The sequence below is a fragment of the Dyella koreensis genome, from assembly GCF_044904565.1.
Lineage (GTDB): Bacteria > Pseudomonadota > Gammaproteobacteria > Xanthomonadales > Rhodanobacteraceae > Dyella_D > Dyella_D koreensis.
Genome location: NZ_JADIKD010000005.1, coordinates 201,636 through 219,885, shown reverse-complemented (window position 1 = coordinate 219,885; position 18,250 = coordinate 201,636). Strand labels below are relative to the sequence as shown.

Sequence of the window (18,250 nt, the reverse complement as noted above, 5' to 3'; positions counted from 1 at the left end):
CGTACGCGCTACTTCGCCTTTCGATTGGCGTCACCCACCGCCTTCACGAAACCATCGAAGGGCACGTCGGTGATACCCACCAGCCCGATGTGAGCATTCTCACCGTCCAGCAGACGCCCGCTGGTGGGTTGATCGGCGTACTGAAACCAGTGGGCGCCCACGATGTTCGGGTCCTGCGCCGCCGCCGCGATGAAACGCGCATACGCTTCGCCTCGCTGCTGCTCGTTCCATACCGACACCACGCCCTTGCCGAACGGCCCGCGGTCGTCGGAACCGAAGTGGAATTCGGTGATCAGCGCCGGCTTGCCGAGCTTCGCCACGGCGGCCATATCGACACCATGCTGCGGCACGTCGGTATAGCTGTTGAAGCTGATGACATCGCAATACTGCGCGCAGGCCGCAACGGCTTCCGGCGTGTTCACGGCAAAGCGGCCGCCGAGGAACAGATGGTGCGGATCGTGCCGGCGAATCGCTTCCGCGACAGTGCGGAAATACATGTCGGCGTACTGCCGTAACCAGGCGCTGTAGTCGGTCGCGATGGCAGGATGCGCTTCGCTGGGATCGGGCGCCGGGAAATTCGTGGCATTCAACGCGTCCCACGATGGCAAGGTGATGCCCCACGCCGCCGCCAGTTTCGCCGGCTCACCGTACTTCTGTTTCAACGCTGCGATAAAGGCTTGCTTCGCGTGACTGCGGGCCTCGCCGTGCAAGGTACCCTGCGCCAGTCCCCAGCGCCCTTGCAGTCCCTGCCCCGCCCAGGCCAGCTCGTTGTCGGCGAAATAGCCCAGCAACCAGGGATCGTCGCGCACCTCCTTCACCGCATTCGTCACCGCGTTCTCGGCCGCCTGCGCAAAACGCGGATCGAACGGATCGGGCATGCGGCCCCAGTAGTCGTAGCCACTGGACACGTTGCCGAACTCGCCATCGATGTTGATCGAGCGCGTGTAAACCAGCTTGTGGGCCTTGGCTAAAGCATCGTCGCTCCAGTTGCCCAGCGTGTTGAAACCCCAACTGCGCAGGCGATCCAGCGTGCGCGTGCTCCACGCTGCGAGCCAATCTTTACCATCGAGCCGATAGAGATTGGCGGCGTAGAAATCAAACCAGCGACCATGGTTGTAACCGATCCCGCTGGTGGAACTCGCGTCCGGCCGGCGGTTATCGCTACTGCCGTAGAACGCGCTCCATTCACCGCTATCCGCCGGCAAATCCTTGAACATCCCTTCGCGTCCTTCCACATAACTACGACCGCCATCCGGCACCACCGCGTTGACGCCCAGCGAGAAGAACGCATGCCCCTCGGGCGTCACCAGTTGCCAGCGCCCGCCGCGCTGCTCGGTGCGAAACCAGCCGCCAGGTTTGAACGAAGCGACATCCGTGCGTCCGCCGTAGGTGTCGTATCCACCGGATGCGACCTGAGCAGCGGGCGCGGCTTGCGCTTTCGCCTGCGCGGCACGCAGCGCTTCATCCGTATCGATCTTCTCCGGCCACTTCCCGCGCGTGTACTGACCGTAGCGATCGATGATGCCGGCATAGGCATCCTGCAAGGCGCCATCATCCGCCTTCGTTTCGACGCGACCGAGCAAAAGCGTCTGCGGCGCCTGCGGTGCAGGCATCCCAAGCCGCACCGCAGCGACCTGCTTGAGATCCACCGCTCCCTCCACCGTCGTGGCCAGCAAGATGCGCTGTCCGTTGGCGTCATACGGCATCGGCGGCCCTACCTGCATGCCCTGCGCGCGCGGCGACACCGCATGCAACGGCACCACCACCGTCTGCGCCGGTCCGGCGGGCAGGCCGATGCTCGCATGCAGATGCTGATCCTTGCCGGCGCCATCGATATCGATGGTCAAAGTCACCGCCCAGTCCATCGCATTCTGCACACGCACCCGCAGCTCACCCTGCGTCGACCAATCCCAATTGCCATGCTCCGCCGACACAACCACCTGCGGCTGCACCGTGGGCTGAAAGGCATAGCGCTGCAGCATCTGGCCATCCGCGGCCTTCTCCGGCGCACCCACACGCTGCACCTGATCCAGCGTCACACGAGACCCGCCTGTCGCCTGAGCAAGATCCGCCACCGGCGCATCCGCCGCCACATGACACGCCGTCAGCAACGTAAGGCTCAACAAACCGACCACCCAAACGCGGTTCATGCGACTTCCTTCGCGCAAAGAGACCCAAAGTATGCCCCTCCCGCATGAAGCGGGGCTTGCCATACCCTCGCAACAGTGAGAGCTGAGCGATCGGAACCTGAAGGACACCATCCCAACGCCTGACACTGGAAGACGCGTAGCTACAGAGCCCACCGCCTGCTCTTCAGGCCATTTCTCTTTGGTTACTTTCTCTTTGGGCCAGCAAAGAGAAAGTGACCCGGACCGCGGCAGCGGTTCGGAAGCCCGCGGCAGGCGAGCCAGGGCACGCAGACGCAAAAATCGGAGCGCACCACTACTGGATTCCAGCCTACGCTGGAATGACGGCGTAGGAAGCCGTATGGCGAGCACCCACCCTCAAGCTGCCCTTCGCCCCCGCCAGGCGCGCCACACGAAATACACCGGCGCCCCCATCAAAACCAGCAACAAACTGATGCCCGCATCCCCAGGCGAATCGAGCGTGGTAGCAATAATCACCCCAAGCACCGTCACCACAAACACCAGCGGCAACAACGGATACAACGGCACCCGATACGGCGAAGGCTCATTGGCGAAACGGCGGCGATACCAGAACAACGTAGCGATACCAAACGCGTGGAACAGCCACTCCCCCACTGTGGTGTAGTTGAGCAACTGATTGAAGCTGCCCGACAACACCAGCACGATCGCCCACCCGCCCAGAACAGCCAATGCCACCTGCGGCGCACGCGTGTGCGGCTCGATGCGGCCGACCGCGCGGAAGAACATCCCATCCGCACCCATGGTCTGCAGCACGCGCGCACCGCCGGCGATCGCGATGCTGCAATAGCCGAAAGTAGAACAGGCAATGCCCACTGCAATCAGTTTCGCGCCGGACTCGCCGAACAGCCGGCGCATCAGATCCGCCGCCGGCGCCTGGCTGGCGGCGAGACCGGCATGGCCGAGACCAGCGAGGTAAGCCAGATTGACCAGCACGTAGCACACCACCACGCCGGCCAGGCCCAGGCCGAGCGCGCGCGGCAGGGTGCGCTGCGGCTCCTTCACTTCGCCGGCGAGGTCATTGAGATAGTGGAAGCCGCCGTAGGTAAACAGCACGGGTAGCAAGGCGCCGAGGAAAGCCCACGGCGCCACCGGGTGTGTGGGATCCGGCTCCAGCACCACGCCAAGGTGGCCGCGCGCCAGCACCAGCCCCGTCACCACCAGCACCGCGATGGCAGCCAGCTTGAGCAGGGTGAACAGGTTCTGCATGCGCGCACCCGCGCGAATGCCGAAGAAGTTCACGCCAACGATAAACATGATGGCGCCCGCCGCTACCGGCTTCACCCATTGCAGCGGCAAACCGACGGCCGCGCAGAAATAGTCCGCGAAGGTCGTTGCCACCGCGGCCACGCTGCCGGGGTAGTTGATCAAGGCCATGCACCAGCCGAACAAGAATGCCGGCAACTGGCCGAACGCCTCGCGCAGATAGATATAGATGCCGCCTGCATGCGGCCGCCTTGCACCCAGCTCCGCGTAACACAACACGCCGGCCAGGGTGAGCAGGCCACCGATAACCCATAGCGTCAGCAACTGCGCGCCTGACGAAGTGCTTTCAGCCACGCTTGAGGCGCTGCGGAAAATACCGCCGCCAATGACGCCGCCGATCACGATGGCGGCCGCGTCCCAGGTGCCCAGGCGGCGCAGATACGAACTGGATGAGTTATCGGTCATGGTTGCCGACGATAACCCGAGAAGCGGCGGAAGAACCGATGACCTCCGCCACATTCGCGGGCCTGGGCTCCATGCCTTGCACAAAGCTCCAGGCCATCATTCGTTGTAGGAGCGCACCCTGTGCGCGAAGGCGCCGGCCCGAGCCCGGCCCTCGCGGGCCGGGTCGCCCACAAGGTGGGCTCCTACAGAGCGCGCGTTAGCCTTCGGCGCGGAGGAGCGCGAGCACAGCCTTTGCGGCATCCACCGATGACGCCGGATTCTGACCGGTGATCAGGTTGCCATCCGTGATGGCGTAGGGCTGCCAATCGGCCTTCTTGGCATAGTGGCCACCATTCGCCTTCAGCATGTCCTCGACCAGGAACGGCACCACGTCGGTCAGGCCAACCGCCGCTTCCTCGCTATTGGTGAAGCCAGTGACCGACTTGCCCTGCACCAGCGGCTGGCCATCACTGCGCTTGGTGTGGCGGAGCACGGCCGGCGCATGACATACCGCACCCACCGGCTTGCCAGCGGCGTAGGTGCGCTCGATCAGCCGGATCGAATCCGTATCCTCCGCCAGATCCCACAACGGACCGTGGCCGCCCGGATAGAAGACCGCGTCGTACTGGCCTTTCACCGCATCAGCAAGCTTGAGCGTCGAGGCCAGCGCGGCGGTGGCCGCGGCATCGGCACGGAAGCGATGGGTCGCCTCGGTCTGCGATTCCGGGGCATCGCTCTTGGGATCCAGCGGCGGCTGGCCACCCTTGGGCGAGGCGAGCACGATCTCTGCGCCGGCATCCTTGAACACGTAATAGGGCGCCGCGAATTCTTCCAGCCAGAAACCGGTCTTGTGGCCGGTGTTGCCCAGTTGGTCGTGCGACGTCAGCACCATCAAAATCTTCATCGGTCATTCCTCGGAGTGGGCCACTCATCCTGACAAGGCGAGCGGCAAGTGCATGTGATCTGCGGGTGTAGCCGGCGCGTTCAATCCCTGCCGCAGGAATAGGCAAGCTATCCGCTGGATCGGGCATCGCGTGTCGATTCCGTGCTTAACTCTTGACGCTCTCATCCCTATCGACCGCCTTTCGTGCCACCCGCCACACGCAAGATCCTGCATGTCGACATGGACGCGTTCTACGCGTCGGTGGAGCAGCGCGACGACCCTTCGCTGCGCGGCAAGCCCGTGGTGGTGGCCTGGCGCGGCGCGCGTTCGGTGGTGTGCGCGGCGAGCTATGAGGCACGCAAGTTCGGCGTACGCTCGGCGATGCCGGCGGTACGCGCGGAGCGTTTGTGTCCGAAGGCGATCTTCGTGCCACCGGATTTCGTGCGCTACAAGGCCGTGTCGCGGCAGGTGCGCGAGATCTTTGCGCGCCATACCGACTTGATCGAGCCGCTGTCGCTGGACGAAGCGTATCTCGACGTCACCGCCACCAAGACCGGCCTGCCCTCGGCTACCGCTACCGCCGAAGCGATCCGCGCGGCAATACGCGAAGAAACCCAGCTCACCGCCTCCGCCGGTGTCGCGCCCAACAAGTTTCTCGCCAAGATCGCGTCGGATTGGAACAAGCCCGATGGCCTGTTCGTGATCCGTCCGCAACAAGTGCTGGCCTTTCTGGCCCCGCTCGCCGTCGGCCGCCTGCCCGGCGTGGGCAAGGTGATGGAAACCAAACTCGCCGCACTCGGAATCGCCACCGTGGGTGACGTGCGTGCGCGGTCACTGCAAGAACTGGAGCAGCAGTTCGGCCGTTGGGGACGGCGCCTTCACGAGCTGTCGCTGGGCATCGACAATCACGCGGTGCAGCCGGATCGCCCGACCCTGCAGGTGTCCGCCGAAGACACGTTCGAACACGACCTGACGCTGGACGAACTGGAGCCGCATATCCGCCGGCTCGCCGAAAAAGCCTGGGCCGCGCACGAACGCGAGGCGCAGAGCGACCACGGCCGCATCGCCCGCACCGTGGTGCTGAAGCTGAAAACCTCCGACTTCCACACGCTGACCCGCAGCCTGACCCCATCGACCCGCCCCACGTCCGCGCTCGAACTGGCCGACCTGGCCTGTGCCCTGCGTGCCCGCGTGGAACGGCCTGCCGAGAGCCGCTATCGGCTGGTCGGCGTGGGGCTGTCCGGCTTCGTGGAGGTGGACAGCTTTATCGCGCAGCGCGACCTGTTCGAAAACCCGCCCGGTTGACCGGCCCGCACTCGCTGGCGCCGGAACCGATCAGGTACGCTTCGCCTCCGCCTGCCCCGGAGCACGACATGCACTTCGAAGTTCCCAAGGTTCCCATGCACTCGTTCAAGGACTTCACCAAGCACTATCTGATGATCGTGCTGAGCATCCTGACCGCGCTGGGGCTGGAGGCATGGATCGAACACACGCATCACGTGCATGCCGCGGAATCGGCGAGCGCGCAGATCGACGAAGAACTGCGTGGCACCCTGGCCGACGTGCGTAGCTCCATCAAGACCAATGAAGAGCGATTCCTGCCGATGCGGGAGCTGGACACCGCTATCGCCAAGGACATCCGCGATGGCGTGCCGGCTGTCACCATCAACCAGCATATCCAGGCCCATAAGGACGACTTTCGGCTCAGCCTCAATTGGCCCGCCTTTGCCAGCCAGGCCTGGGACGTGGCTGTCGCCAACCAGTCCGCCAGCTGGATCGATCCCGCCAGACTGCGCCAGTACTCCGCCGCCTATGCCGACCTGCGCGATGCGTCATCCTGGATGACGCACGACAGCACGCTCACGCTCGATGCACCGCACATGTCCACGCTGCGCACGCGGATCAACCTTGGCATCGAAGTCGACCCGGTCGAATACCTGGTCGTACTGCGCCAGATGATCAACACCGCGGCGGAAACCCAGTCACACCTCAAGCAACTGGAAGATCATCTGGTCAAAGCCTTGCCCGCCGAAGCGGGCAAGGCGCATGGCTGATCGGAGGGTTTAGATATCCAGCACCGCGTCCAGGCCGCGGTGCACGCCCACCAGCGTAGATACCTTGCGGATCGCGAGCAGCGCACCGTCCACATACGGCTTGGCGCTACCGCCCGCGTTGTGCCTCAGCGTCAGCATCTGATCGGGCATGCCGAAGATCACCTCGGCGCCGAGTACAAAACCGGGCAGACGCACGGCATGCACCTGGGTGCCGGACAGGTTGCCGCCGCGCGTTTCCCGCACACCGTTGGTCTTGTCCACCGGAACTGCCTGTTCCGGCTGCCGCACCTTGCCCAGGCGCCCCGCGAGTTCGCGCACCGTACCGCTGGGCGCGTCCGGCTTACCTTCGTAGGCGTAGTCAATGATTTCCCAGCTCGGGATGTACTTCGCCGCCATCTCGGCAAACTTCTGCATCAGCACCATGGTCAGCGCGAAGTTGCCGCAGGCCAGCACACCACGCTGGTGCTTGCGCGCCACCTCGTCGATCTGTGCGTAGTCCTCGTCGGTGAGGCCGGAGGTGCCAACCACTACGTGCGCGCCGTGTTCCAGCGCGGCGAGGATATTGCCCTTGGCGCTGTTTGGTTTGGTGTATTCCATGAAGACATCGCAGGGTTGCACAAGCGCTTCGGAGGCGCTGGCAAAAACCGGCGTGTCCAGGCGGCCGTCGCCGAGTACGGCGCCGAGGCTCTCGCCTGCGTGTTTGCGCGAAATCGCGCTGACCAGCTTGAGATCGGCGGCGGCCGCGATACCGCGGGCAAGTTCGGAACCGGCCCAGCCGGTGGCGCCGGCAAGACAAATTTTCAGGGGCATAGCGATTTCCTTGGCTATCGCACGGGTTGAGCAGAGGGAGATTGGGCTTTACCCAGGGAGACTCAATGCGCACAAGAAGCGGCAATCCGCATGGCCCGTCAAGGCCACATCAGCCCAGCCTGTCGCACTGCGATTCCCGAAGCCAATCAGGTACGCTCCGGCCCCTTAGTCCACGCCCATCAGCCCGGATTCGCGCCATGCATCTCGAAGTGACGAAAGTGCGTCTTCATTCGCTCAAGGATTTTGCCAAGCACTATCTGATGATCGTGCTCAGTATCCTCACGGCGCTGGGCCTGGAAGCGTGGATCGAACATTCGCACCGCGCTCATGCCGCCGACGCAGCCAGCCAGCGGATCGAGGCGGAAATCCGCACCAACCTGAGCCAGACGCGCACCTCCCTGCAACAGGACACCGAACAACTGAAACGCCTGAGCGAGATCCGCAAGGCGGTCATCGACCATCTGAAATCAGGCGTCGCCGACGACACGATCAAACAGCGCATCCTGGCGCTGACCAAGGACAACTTCGACCTGAAACTGCGCTTCCCCACCTTGCGCCACGAAGCATGGGACGTGAGCGTGGCGAACCAGGCGGCGAGCTGGATGGAGGATGATCGCCTGCAGCGCTACGCCGCCGCCTATGCCAACCAGCGCGATTCCATTACCAGCATGACCGAAAACACCACCATCCTGATGAGTGGCTCGCGTCTGGTCGACACGGTCGCCGACCTGCAAACCAACGAAGTGCAGCCCCGCGAGTTCCTGCATGTCGTCAGCCAGATGATCGCCATTCAACAGCAGACGGTGAACGCGCTGGGCTCGCTGGAGAAACAACTCATGACTGCGCTGCCGAACGAAGGCGCTGCAGATGCGAAGCCGTCGTCCGCGTCCTGATTCACGCTGACAGTCACGCGCAGCGCGCTCCACAGATGCAAAAAAAGCCCGGGCATGCCCGGGCTTTTTTTTGCATCGCGGAAGTTCACTTCCGCTTCGGGATGTACAAATCGGTGATGGTGCCCTCATACACTTCGGCCGCCATGCCGACCGACTCGCTGAGCGTCGGATGCGGATGGATGGTGAGGCCGATGTCGGCGGCTTCGCTGCCCATCTCGATGGCGTGAGTGATCTCGGCGATGAGGTCACCGGCGTGCGGGCCGACGATGGCGCCACCGACCACGCGGTGCGTCTCCTCGTCGAACAGCAACTTGGTGAAGCCTTCAGTGCGATCGATGCCAATGGCGCGGCCGCTGGCCACCCATGGGAACTTGCCCACGCCGATCTTCAGGCCCTTTTCCTTCGCCTCGCGCTCGGTCACGCCGACCCATGCCACTTCCGGATCGGTGAAGGCGACGGACGGAATCACGCGCGCGTCGAAGTAGCTCTTCATGCCGGCGACGACTTCGGCAGCAACGCGCGCCTCATGCGTGGCCTTGTGCGCCAGCATCGGCTGGCCGACCAGGTCGCCGATGGCGAAGATGTGCGGCACGTTGGTGCGCATCTGCGTATCGACGTTGATGAAGCCGCGCTCGGTGACAGCGACGCCGGCCTTGTCGGCGCCGATCTTGCCGCCGTTCGGCGAGCGGCCCACGGAAACCAGTACGCGATCGAACAGCTTGGTCTCGGGGATGCTCTCGCCCTCGTAGCTGACCTCGATGCCCTTCTTGGTGGCCTTGGCCTCGACCACTTTGGTCTTGAGATGCACGCCCTTGAGCTTGCCGCCCAGGCGCTTGGCCAGCGGTTTGATCAGGTCGGCATCGGCACCGGGGATCAACTGATCCATGAACTCGACCACGGTCACTTCGCTGCCGAGTGCGGAATACACGGTCGCCATTTCCAGGCCGATGATGCCGCCGCCGACAACCAGCAGCTTGGCCGGCACGTCCTTCATTTCGAGCGCGCCGGTGGAGTCCACGATGCGCTCGTCATCCCACGGGAATGCCGGCAGCTTCACCGACTGCGAACCGGCGGCGATGATGGCGTTCTCGAAGCGGATCAGCTTCTTGCCTTCGGCCGTTTCCACTTCCATCTCGTGCGACGACACGAAGGTGCCGACGCCTTGCACGGTGCGCACCTTGCGCTGCTTGGCCATGCTGGCGAGGCCGCCGGTGAGCTGGCCGACCACCTTGTTCTTGAAGCTGCGCAGCTTGTCGAGGTCGAGTTTGGGCTTGCCGAAGCTCACACCGTGTGCGGCCATCGCCTCGGCCTCATCGATCACGGCAGCCGCATGCAGCAGAGCCTTGGACGGAATGCAGCCGACGTTGAGGCAGACGCCACCGAGGGTAGCGTAACGCTCCACCAGTACGGTATCGACACCCAGGTCGGCGGCGCGGAAGGCGGCCGTGTAACCGCCGGGGCCGGAGCCGAGCACGACAAGCTTGCACTCGATATCGGCGGCGCGACCGGAGGCGCCAGCGGCTTGCGGCGCCGGCGCGGCTGCCTTGGCCGGTGCGGGGGCCGCAGCAGGAGCTGGCGCGGCCTTCGGCGCTTCCGCCTTGGGCGCGGCGGCATCGCCGGCCACTTCAAGCAGCGCGATCACCGAGCCTTCGGAGAGCTCGTCGCCCACCTTTACCTTCAGCTCTTTGATGGTGCCGGCGGCGCTCGACGGGATTTCCATCGTGGCCTTGTCCGACTCCAGCGTGATCAGGCTCTGGTCCTTGGTCACGGTGTCGCCGGCCTTCACCAGCACTTCGATCACCGGCACGCCGTCGTGGCCGCCGATGTCGGGAACCTTGATTTCAATGGTGTTGGCCATGCTGTTTCCTTGGGTGTTCGGGTGGATGCCGGTGACCGGCACCCACCGTGTGATCAATGGGGAGAATTATCGGTTGCCGTTGCGATCTGCGGGTCACGCATCCGCACGTCGTATTGGGGTAGAGGAATGCGAATACCGTGGGCCTGCAGGGCCGAGTGCAAGGCCCAGTTGTAGGCTGCCTTTGCGCTGCCGGGACGGCGCGTGGCATCGGCGTTGAGCCATACCACCAACTGGAACTTCAACGCCCAGTCGCCGAACTCCGCCAGCCACACTTGCGGAGCGTGCGGCCCCTCAAGCGCATAGGTGTGAGGCACGGCGCGTGCGGCATCCAGTGCGGCTTCCTTGACTTGTTCTTTATCGCTGCCGTAGGCGACATGGAAAGGCACCTTCAACCGGCGCAGGCCTTCGCGCACCGTCCAGTTGACCACCCGACCATTCACGAACTCCGAGTTCGGCACCAGGATGTCGAGATCGTCGTTGGTGGTGACACGCGTGGCGCGGATATGGATGTCGCGCACCACGCCATGCACACCGGACGCCAGCTCGACGAAATCGCCCACCTTCAGGCTGCGGTCGAACAACAGGATCAGACCGCACACGAAGTTGTTGAAGATCGCCTGCAGGCCGAAGCCCAGACCGACACCGAGCGCACCGGCGAACACCGTGAAGCGCGCCATCGGAATGCCGGTGGCGTTGAGCGCCAGCAGCACGCCGAGGGTGAGCAGCAGGTAGTGCATCAGCCGGCCGACGGTATAGACGGCCGATTGATTGACGTTTTCATGCTTGCGCGCGTAGCGACGCAGCAGGTAACGCAGCACCGCCGAGACCACCAGACAGCCAAGGAACAGCAGACATGCGGCGATCACCGCACCGAGGGAGAGGTCGAATTCGTCGGTGTGGATCAGACGCGTGCCGAACCAGCCGCCGGGCGCGTCGCCCATGCCCGCACTGGCCAGGACGGTCAGTGCGGACGTGGTCTGGTGGGCGCGCACAAGCACCGCCTCACCCCGTCTCGGTCAGAGCAGCAGGCGGCGGATATCGCCGAGCTGGGTGGCGAGGAAGGAAGCGAAGCGCGCGGCGAGCGCACCGTCGATCACGCGGTGGTCGTAGGACAACGACAGCGGCAGGATCAGGCGCGGCGCGAATTCCTTGCCATTCCACACCGGCTTGGTCTGTGCCTTCGAGACACCGAGGATGGCGACTTCCGGTGCGTTGACGATCGGCGTGAACGCGGTGCCGCCAATGCCGCCCAGCGAGGAGATCGAGAAGCAACCGCCGGACATCTCGTTCGGGCCGAGCTTCTTGTCGCGCGCCTTCTTGGAGATCTCGCCCAGCTCGACGGCCAAGTCGAGCAGGCCCTTCTTGTCGCAATCGCGGATCACCGGCACCACCAGGCCATCGGGCGTGTCCACCGCGATGCCGATGTGGAAGTACTTCTTGAGGATCAGCTTCTCGCCGCTCTCATCAAGCGAGGCGTTGAACTGCGGGAATTTCTTCAGCGCCGCGACCACCGCCTTGATCTGGAACACCAGCGGGGTGACCTTGAGGTCCTTGTTCTCTTCGCCGAGCTTCTTGCGGAAGGCTTCCAGCTCGGTGATGTCGGCGTCTTCGTGCTGGGTGACGTGCGGGATCATCGCCCAGTTGCGCGCCAGGTTGGCACCGGAAATCTTCTGGATACGCGACAGCGGCTTCTCTTCGATCTCGCCGAACTTGGCGAAGTCGACCTTGGGCCACGGCAGCAGGTTGAGCCCGCCGCCGGTCGCCTGCGGAGCGCCTGTCGGGCGCGCGCCGGAGGCGAGCGCATGCTTCACATAGGCGGCCACGTCCTCACGCATGATGCGGCCACCGCGGCCGGTGCCCTTCACCTGATGGACATCCACACCCAGCTCGCGCGCGAAAGCGCGGATCGAGGGGCTGGCGTACGGGGCGTCGCCCGGCATGACGATGCGCGAATCGAACGGCGGACGCGCGGCGGGCGCCACGTCGCCTTCCGGTGCATTGCCCGGCAGCACACTGCGGCCGCCGATCGGCGCCGGCTTCTCTTCCACCTTCGGCGCTTCGGCCTTGGCCGGCGCGGGGGCAGGAGCCGGAGCGGCGTCCGCGCTTTCGATCAGCGCGATCACGTTGCCCTCGGAGAGCTCGTCGCCCACCTTGACCTTGAGTTCCTTCACCACGCCAGCGAACGGGGCCGGTACTTCCATGGTGGCCTTGTCCGACTCCAGGGTGATCAGGCTCTGGTCCTTGGCGACGGTGTCGCCGACCTTCACCAGCACCTCGATCACCGGCACGCCTTCGTGGCCGCCGATGTCCGGCACCAGCGCTTCGTGCGCGCCACCGCTGGCAGCGGCGGGTTTCACGGGTTCGGCGCGGGTGGGTTCGGCGGCCTTGGCGGCAGCGGCAGCGGGAGCAGGCGCCGGGGCGGCGGCCTTGGTCGCTTCCGGCTGGGCCGGAGCGGCACTAGCGTCATCGGCCTCGATGATGGCGATCACGGCGCCCTCAGAGACCTCGTCGCCCACTTTGAGCTTCATTTCCTTGATGGTGCCGGCGAACGGGGCCGGCACTTCCATGGTGGCCTTGTCCGATTCCAGCGTGATCAGGCTCTGCTCTTTCGCGACCTTGTCGCCGGGTTTGACCAGAACCTCGATCACCGGGACGTTATCGTGTCCGATGTCGGGAACGCGGGCTTCTTTCAGGTCGGCCATGGTTTCTCCTGCGGATGGCGATGGCGCAGCGCCCGGGGATGGCGGCGCGCAAGAGTCCAATCATAGCGAAGGAGTACCGATTCCGTCTGGCTCGACCTTGGTCTTGGGCACCATGCGCATACGTATGCAGGTGCCCGGCACGCCCTTGCGCTACTCCGGCAGGCGGCCCTGCACCACGGTCAGCTCGCGCTGCGGGAACGGGATGCTGATGCCCTCGGCCTCGAAGCGCTCCTTGATGGAACGCAGCAGGTCGGTCTGCACCGCCCAGACGTCGCCGCTACGCACATAGGCCCGCACCACCAGATTCACGGCGCTGTCGCCCAGGCTTTCGGTCCAGACACCCGGCTCCGGGTCGCGCAGGATGCGCGAGTCGGCCCCGAAAAGCTCTTGTACCGCGCTCATGGCCTTGCCGATGTCGTCCTTGTAGCCGATGCCCACCTTGAGCTCGAAGCGACGGGTGCCGCGGCGGTTGAAGTTGATGATGGAGTCCACGCCGATCTTGCCGTTGGGCACAATCGCTTCACGGTTGTCCGGCAACACCAGCAAGGTGTGCATCAGGTTGATGCTTTCCACCGTCCCATCGATGCCGCCGGCATGGATGAAGTCGCCCACGCGGAACGGGCGAAACACGATCAGCAACACGCCCCAGGCAAGATTGCTCAGCGAGCCCTGCAGCGACAGGCCGATGGCCAGGCCTGCCGTGCTCAACGCGGCAATCAGCGGCGCCGATGGGATGCCGGCCTGCTGCAAGGCCATCACCACCAGCAACACGATCAGCACGCCGTTGATCAGATTGCGCAGGAAACCGCTGAGGGTGGAATCGACGTTGGCGCGCTGCATCGCACGCTGCGCGAAGTTGGCGACGCGCGCGGCCAGCCAGATGCCGATCAACAGCATCAGCAATGCGCCACCCACGTTGAAAATCAGCTGGATCCCGCCTTCGGAGAAATGCAGCCGCTGGAGAAAATCATGCATCGAACTGAGCCTTGGCTGGCGAAGCGAAGCTGCGAAGCCTAGCAGGCAAAATATCAAGGTTCTGTTGCACGCGCGGAGGGGCTGCTCTAAGAGCCTGCACAAAATCTCCGTGCTTGGATATGTGGGGCGGCGCTGAGGAGTTCGCTTTGTGTTCGCGACAATCGTTGGGTTGTCGCGACCTGGCCGCTTATGCAGCGGGCATGTCGCGACAACCCAACACCAAGGCAACAAGCCACGAACCGAAGGCTTACCCCACCATCGGAAGCCCCAAGCAGATCCATACGGAATCAGAGATACCGAGCAGGCTCCCAAAAAAAAGCCGCGCCCTGGGGAAGAGCGCGGCACGGAGGACCGGACACGAGGGAGAAACTGCCGGCCCTGCTAGCGCGGCGAGCCCGCTCAGAGGCTCTTAGCGCGAGGCGACATCGGTACTCTTGCCGGCCGCCCTGTTCTTCTCATCCTTGTGGTTCTCGTCCTTGTCCTTCGTCACCAGTTCTAGGCGCGAGCCGTCGACAAGACGGAACTGAAACTGCTGCTGCAGCTGCGCCAGCGCCTGCAAACGCGGGCACAGTGCCTGCGCATGCTGCTCAAGGCGATCGGCACGTGTGTTGACCTCCTTCTCGATGGTCTTGTCCAGCGAATCCGCGCGCGCCTGCAGCGCCACCACCTTGCTCTGATCGCCACTCAGCGCCGCCTTGACCGCGCTGGCCGTGACCTTGCTGACCAGGTCGGCCACGGTCTCCTGGATGCTGTCGCCCAGCGCGCGACCCATCGCAGCGTGCTTCCATACACCCTGGCCGAGTGAGCCCTCGACCTGGGCCAGCGCGCGCCGATGGTTGTCGTCGAGGCGACCGATCATCTGGCGGCGTTCGCTATCGTTTTCGGCAAAAGTCATCATCACGGTGCGCATCGCCGCGAAGCCGACGTCGACGCCTTCGCGTGCCACACCGGCCACTTCCGGCAGCAACGTACGCACATTGCTTTCGTATTCGCGCAAACGAGCTGTGTCGTCGGCCGAGACCGCGACGTCGCGGCCATCCACCTGCAGGCGGCCGTTGTGTATGAAGACCTTGGCAGGCGCACCGCTGTCGCGGTCGAAGCGGATGCCGGAGGCATCTACCTGCACATCGTAGTTGCTGCTGTAGTCGCAGGACTGGTGATGAATATGGATGTCGTGCGCCGACACCGGCGCGGTAAGCGCCAGCCCCAACGCCAGAGTGATTGCGGTGAACGTTGTACGCATGACGGCCTCCCTCTTCGTCACCGGCCGACTGATCCCCGCGGCCCATACCGATACCATCGCGCCGCGCCGTACGCCGGGCATGGGCCAGGCGTCATCCCCTGCCATCGGTCATAGCTCCGTAGGAGCGCACCCTGTGCGCGAAAGCCCTGCATAGCAGGGCCGCTTTTCCCACACGGGGGGAAGAGCATGGCCCTGCTATGCAGGGCTTTCGCGCACAGGGTGCGCTCCTACGGGGGGCCAGACACTATGGATGGCGCAATGCGCATAGGCAGCCCGATCGGGACCGGCTAAGTTCGGTGCCGGTAATCGCCATGGGGAACGTCATGCGGGACGGGTGCGATGTGATCATGATCGGCGCCGGACTGGCCGGCCTGGTAGCCGCCACTGAGCTGGCCGATGCCGGCAAGCGGGTGCTGGTATTGGAACAGGAGCCGGAGCAAAGCCTGGGTGGGCAGGCGTTCTGGTCGTTCGGCGGCCTGTTTTTCGTGGATTCGCCGGAGCAGCGCCGCATGGGCGTGCGCGATTCCCACGCACTGGCCCTGGCCGACTGGATGGGCACCGCCGGCTTCGACCGCCCCGAGGATCACTGGCCGCGCCGATGGGCCGAAGCCTATGTGGATTTCGCCGCGGGCGAGAAACGCTCGTGGCTGTACGCGATGGGCATGCGCTGGTTTCCGGTGGTGGGCTGGGCCGAGCGTGGCGGGCATGGCGCCTACGGTCACGGCAATTCGGTGCCGCGTTTCCATGTCACCTGGGGCACCGGGCCCGGCGTGATCGAACCCTTCGTGCGGCGCGCGCGCGAAGCTCAGTCGAAAGGCCTGCTGCAGTTTGGCTTCCGTCACCGCGTGGATGAGCTGATCGTGGAGAACGGCGCCGTCGCCGGTGCGCGCGGCAGCGTGCTGGCCGCCGATGCAATGGAACGCGGCAAGCCAAGCTCGCGCGAGGTCACGGGTTCGTTCGAGCATCGCGCGCAGGCGGTGATCGTTGCCTCCGGCGGCATCGGCGCCAATCACGAACTGGTGCGCCGCAACTGGCCACAGAGTCTGGGTGCGCCGCCGGCGCACATGCTGTGCGGCGTGCCTGCCCATGTGGACGGCCGCATGCTCGACATCAGCGAAACCGCGGGCGCGCGACTGATCAATCGCGACCGCATGTGGCACTACGTGGAAGGCATCGAGAACTGGAATCCGATCTGGCCGATGCACGCGATCCGCATCCTGCCCGGCCCTTCATCGCTATGGTTCGACGCCACCGGCAAGCGCCTGCCCGGTCCGCTATGGCCGGGCTTCGACACACTCGGCACGCTGGAATATCTACGCCGCACGGGTCACGACTACAGCTGGTTCATCCTCGACCAGCAGATCATTCGGCGCGAGTTCGCGCTGTCAGGCTCCGAGCAAAACCCCGACCTCACCAACAAGAGCTGGCGCCAGGTGGCGAAACGCGCCGTCGGCAAAGGCGCGCCCGCGCCGGTGGAAGCCTTCAAGCAACATGGCCGCGATTTCATCGTGCGCGACACGCTGGAAGAGCTGGTCGCCGGCATGAACGCGCTGGCCGGCAACGGCCTGCTCGATCCCACGCTGATCCGCCGCGAGATCGAAGCGCGCGACCTGCAATTCAACAATCCTTATGCCAAGGATGGGCAAGTGATGGCCATCCATAACGCGCGCCGTTATCGCGGCGACAAACTCGTGCGCGTGGCCAAGCCGCACCGCCTGCTCGATCCGGCCAACGGACCGCTGATTGCGGTGCGGCTCAACATCCTTACCCGCAAGACGCTCGGCGGACTCGAAACCGATCTGCAGGCGCGTGTGCTGGGCCACGATGGACAGCCGCTGCCCGGCTTGTACGCCGCGGGCGAAGCGGCGGGATTTGGTGGCGGCGGTCTGCATGGCTACCGCGCGCTCGAGGGCAGCTTCCTCGGCGGCTGCCTGTTCTCCGGACGCGTCGCGGGCCGCGCCGCGGCGGCAGCTCTGGCATGAACCAACAGCCGGCGATCGTCGTCTACGGCGCCGGCAGCGTCGGCTGCTATCTCGGTGGCCGCCTGCACGCCCACATCGCCGTGCGGCTGATCGCACGACCGCGCATGGCCGACGTACTGCACGAACACGGCCTCACGCTCAGCGACCTGCAGGGGTTCCGCCAATACATTCCCGCCGGGGCACTGGACGTCCAAACGCAACCACAGGCCGCCCGCGCACCCTTGGTCCTTGTCACAGTGAAATCAGCCGATACCGTCCAGGCCGGCCGCGAGCTGGCCGACGTATTGCCACACGACGCCATCGTCATCAGCTTCCAGAACGGCCTGCATAACGCCGACCTGCTATGCACCGCCCTGCCCGGCCGCACCGTGCTCGCCGGCATGGTGCCGTTCAACGTGCTGCAACGTTCACCCGGAAGCTTCCACCAGGGTTCCAGCGGCGACCTGATAGTCGAAGCACATCCCGCGCTCGCTCCCTATCTGCCAGCCTTCGCCAGCGCGGGACTTCACCTGCAACAGCACGCCGACATGCCCGCCATCCAGCGAGCCAAACTGCTGTTCAATCTCAACAACGCCATCAATGCATTATCCGACCTGCCGTTACGCCAGGAACTCGCCGAACGCGGATGGCGGCGCTGCCTGGCTCTGGCGCAACGGGAAGCGCTCGACATCTTTGCCGCCGCACACCTCCCAGTCGCCCGCCTGACCCCACTACCCGCCAACTGGCTGCCACACATCCTCGCCCTGCCCGACGCACTATTCGCACGCATCGCGCCCCGCATGCTGGCCATCGACCCCCACGCACGATCATCCACCTGGGAAGACCTGCAGGCAGGCCGCCGAACCGAAGTCGATGCATTGCATGGAGCCATCGTCGAACTGGCGACGGCGATGGGGAAACGAGCGCCCATCAATGAGCGCATCATTGAACTGATACGCGAAGCCGAGCAGGCACCCGTCAAATGGACGTCCGAAATATTGCTTGAAGCTCTTCGCAGAGCACAGTCAAACGCAAGCTAGCGCCCGCAGGCGCTTA

14 protein-coding genes are annotated in these 18,250 nt (G+C 64.7%); 5 read left to right on the top strand and 9 right to left on the bottom strand.

From position 1 onward, the window contains the following. Positions 1 to 8 precede the first annotated feature (8 nt). The 3 genes from ISS97_RS01930 to ISS97_RS01920 form a co-directional block, all read right to left on the bottom strand. Complete coding sequence (locus tag ISS97_RS01930; protein WP_379987654.1) at positions 9 to 2,150, bottom strand: beta-galactosidase; 2,142 nt, start codon at positions 2,148 to 2,150, stop codon at positions 9 to 11. A gap of 354 nt (positions 2,151 to 2,504) precedes the next feature. After that, positions 2,505 to 3,836, bottom strand: coding sequence for an APC family permease (locus ISS97_RS01925; RefSeq protein WP_379987652.1), 1,332 nt, complete (start codon positions 3,834 to 3,836; stop codon positions 2,505 to 2,507). Between the two features lie 196 nt (positions 3,837 to 4,032). Further along, entirely contained in the window at positions 4,033 to 4,719 is a 687-nt protein-coding gene (locus tag ISS97_RS01920) for a type 1 glutamine amidotransferase domain-containing protein (RefSeq protein ID WP_379987650.1), read from the bottom strand. Positions 4,720 to 4,902: 183 nt separating this feature from the next. On the opposite strand from ISS97_RS01920, the gene dinB reads away from it, so the two are divergent. Together dinB and ISS97_RS01910 are read left to right on the top strand one after the other, a co-directional pair. Next, complete coding sequence (gene dinB, locus ISS97_RS01915; protein ID WP_379987649.1) at positions 4,903 to 6,003, top strand: DNA polymerase IV; 1,101 nt, start codon at positions 4,903 to 4,905, stop codon at positions 6,001 to 6,003. A 68-nt stretch (positions 6,004 to 6,071) separates the two neighbouring features. Beyond that, the gene (locus tag ISS97_RS01910; protein WP_379987647.1) at positions 6,072 to 6,752 is read left to right on the top strand and encodes a hypothetical protein; all 681 of its coding nucleotides are present in this window, start codon (positions 6,072 to 6,074) and stop codon (positions 6,750 to 6,752) included. Between the two features lie 9 nt (positions 6,753 to 6,761). Here ISS97_RS01910 and dapB read toward each other — a convergent pair whose 3' ends face one another. Beyond that, entirely contained in the window at positions 6,762 to 7,562 is an 801-nt protein-coding gene (gene dapB, locus ISS97_RS01905) for a 4-hydroxy-tetrahydrodipicolinate reductase (protein WP_379987646.1), read from the bottom strand. 197 nt (positions 7,563 to 7,759) lie between these two features. On the opposite strand from dapB, the gene ISS97_RS01900 reads away from it, so the two are divergent. Continuing rightward, positions 7,760 to 8,455, top strand: coding sequence for a hypothetical protein (locus ISS97_RS01900; RefSeq protein WP_379987644.1), 696 nt, complete (start codon positions 7,760 to 7,762; stop codon positions 8,453 to 8,455). Between the two features lie 85 nt (positions 8,456 to 8,540). On the opposite strand, the gene lpdA is transcribed toward ISS97_RS01900, so the two are convergent. The 5 genes from lpdA to ISS97_RS01875 form a co-directional block, all read right to left on the bottom strand. Beyond that, on the bottom strand, positions 8,541 to 10,313 hold the full coding sequence (gene lpdA, locus ISS97_RS01895) for a dihydrolipoyl dehydrogenase (protein ID WP_379987643.1): 1,773 nt from the start codon (positions 10,311 to 10,313) through the stop codon (positions 8,541 to 8,543). Between the two features lie 53 nt (positions 10,314 to 10,366). Further along, complete coding sequence (locus ISS97_RS01890) at positions 10,367 to 11,305, bottom strand: mechanosensitive ion channel family protein (protein ID WP_379987641.1); 939 nt, start codon at positions 11,303 to 11,305, stop codon at positions 10,367 to 10,369. A 24-nt stretch (positions 11,306 to 11,329) separates the two neighbouring features. After that, a complete protein-coding gene (aceF, locus tag ISS97_RS01885) occupies positions 11,330 to 13,015 on the bottom strand; it encodes a dihydrolipoyllysine-residue acetyltransferase (RefSeq protein WP_379987639.1) in 1,686 nt (561 codons plus the stop codon). A 150-nt stretch (positions 13,016 to 13,165) separates the two neighbouring features. After that, entirely contained in the window at positions 13,166 to 13,990 is an 825-nt protein-coding gene (locus tag ISS97_RS01880) for a mechanosensitive ion channel family protein (protein ID WP_379987637.1), read from the bottom strand. A gap of 409 nt (positions 13,991 to 14,399) precedes the next feature. Continuing rightward, a complete protein-coding gene (locus ISS97_RS01875; protein WP_379987636.1) occupies positions 14,400 to 15,233 on the bottom strand; it encodes a DUF2884 family protein in 834 nt (277 codons plus the stop codon). A 323-nt stretch (positions 15,234 to 15,556) separates the two neighbouring features. On the opposite strand from ISS97_RS01875, the gene ISS97_RS01870 reads away from it, so the two are divergent. Further along, entirely contained in the window at positions 15,557 to 17,215 is a 1,659-nt protein-coding gene (locus tag ISS97_RS01870; protein WP_379987634.1) for an FAD-binding dehydrogenase, read from the top strand. After that, positions 17,212 to 18,234 carry a 2-dehydropantoate 2-reductase gene (locus ISS97_RS01865; RefSeq protein ID WP_379987632.1) on the top strand — a complete coding sequence of 341 codons (1,023 nt, stop codon included), beginning with the start codon at positions 17,212 to 17,214 and terminating at the stop codon, positions 18,232 to 18,234. The genes ISS97_RS01870 and ISS97_RS01865 overlap by 4 nt, the downstream gene beginning before the upstream one ends. Positions 18,235 to 18,250 lie beyond the last annotated feature (16 nt).

What these genes read in the sequence shown, in the direction of transcription:
- ISS97_RS01870 (WP_379987634.1), top strand. Translation starts at nt 15,557, where the DNA reads ATGCGGGACGGGTGCGATGTGATCATGATCGGCGCCGGACTGGCCGGC.
- ISS97_RS01920 (WP_379987650.1), bottom strand. Translation starts at nt 4,719, where the DNA reads ATGAAGATTTTGATGGTGCTGACGTCGCACGACCAACTGGGCAACACC.
- ISS97_RS01930 (WP_379987654.1), bottom strand. Translation starts at nt 2,150, where the DNA reads ATGAACCGCGTTTGGGTGGTCGGTTTGTTGAGCCTTACGTTGCTGACG.
- dapB (WP_379987646.1), bottom strand. Translation starts at nt 7,562, where the DNA reads ATGCCCCTGAAAATTTGTCTTGCCGGCGCCACCGGCTGGGCCGGTTCC.
- ISS97_RS01925 (WP_379987652.1), bottom strand. Translation starts at nt 3,836, where the DNA reads ATGACCGATAACTCATCCAGTTCGTATCTGCGCCGCCTGGGCACCTGG.
- ISS97_RS01865 (WP_379987632.1), top strand. Translation starts at nt 17,212, where the DNA reads ATGAACCAACAGCCGGCGATCGTCGTCTACGGCGCCGGCAGCGTCGGC.
- ISS97_RS01910 (WP_379987647.1), top strand. Translation starts at nt 6,072, where the DNA reads ATGCACTTCGAAGTTCCCAAGGTTCCCATGCACTCGTTCAAGGACTTC.
- aceF (WP_379987639.1), bottom strand. Translation starts at nt 13,015, where the DNA reads ATGGCCGACCTGAAAGAAGCCCGCGTTCCCGACATCGGACACGATAAC.
- ISS97_RS01900 (WP_379987644.1), top strand. Translation starts at nt 7,760, where the DNA reads ATGCATCTCGAAGTGACGAAAGTGCGTCTTCATTCGCTCAAGGATTTT.
- lpdA (WP_379987643.1), bottom strand. Translation starts at nt 10,313, where the DNA reads ATGGCCAACACCATTGAAATCAAGGTTCCCGACATCGGCGGCCACGAC.
- ISS97_RS01875 (WP_379987636.1), bottom strand. Translation starts at nt 15,233, where the DNA reads ATGCGTACAACGTTCACCGCAATCACTCTGGCGTTGGGGCTGGCGCTT.
- ISS97_RS01880 (WP_379987637.1), bottom strand. Translation starts at nt 13,990, where the DNA reads ATGCATGATTTTCTCCAGCGGCTGCATTTCTCCGAAGGCGGGATCCAG.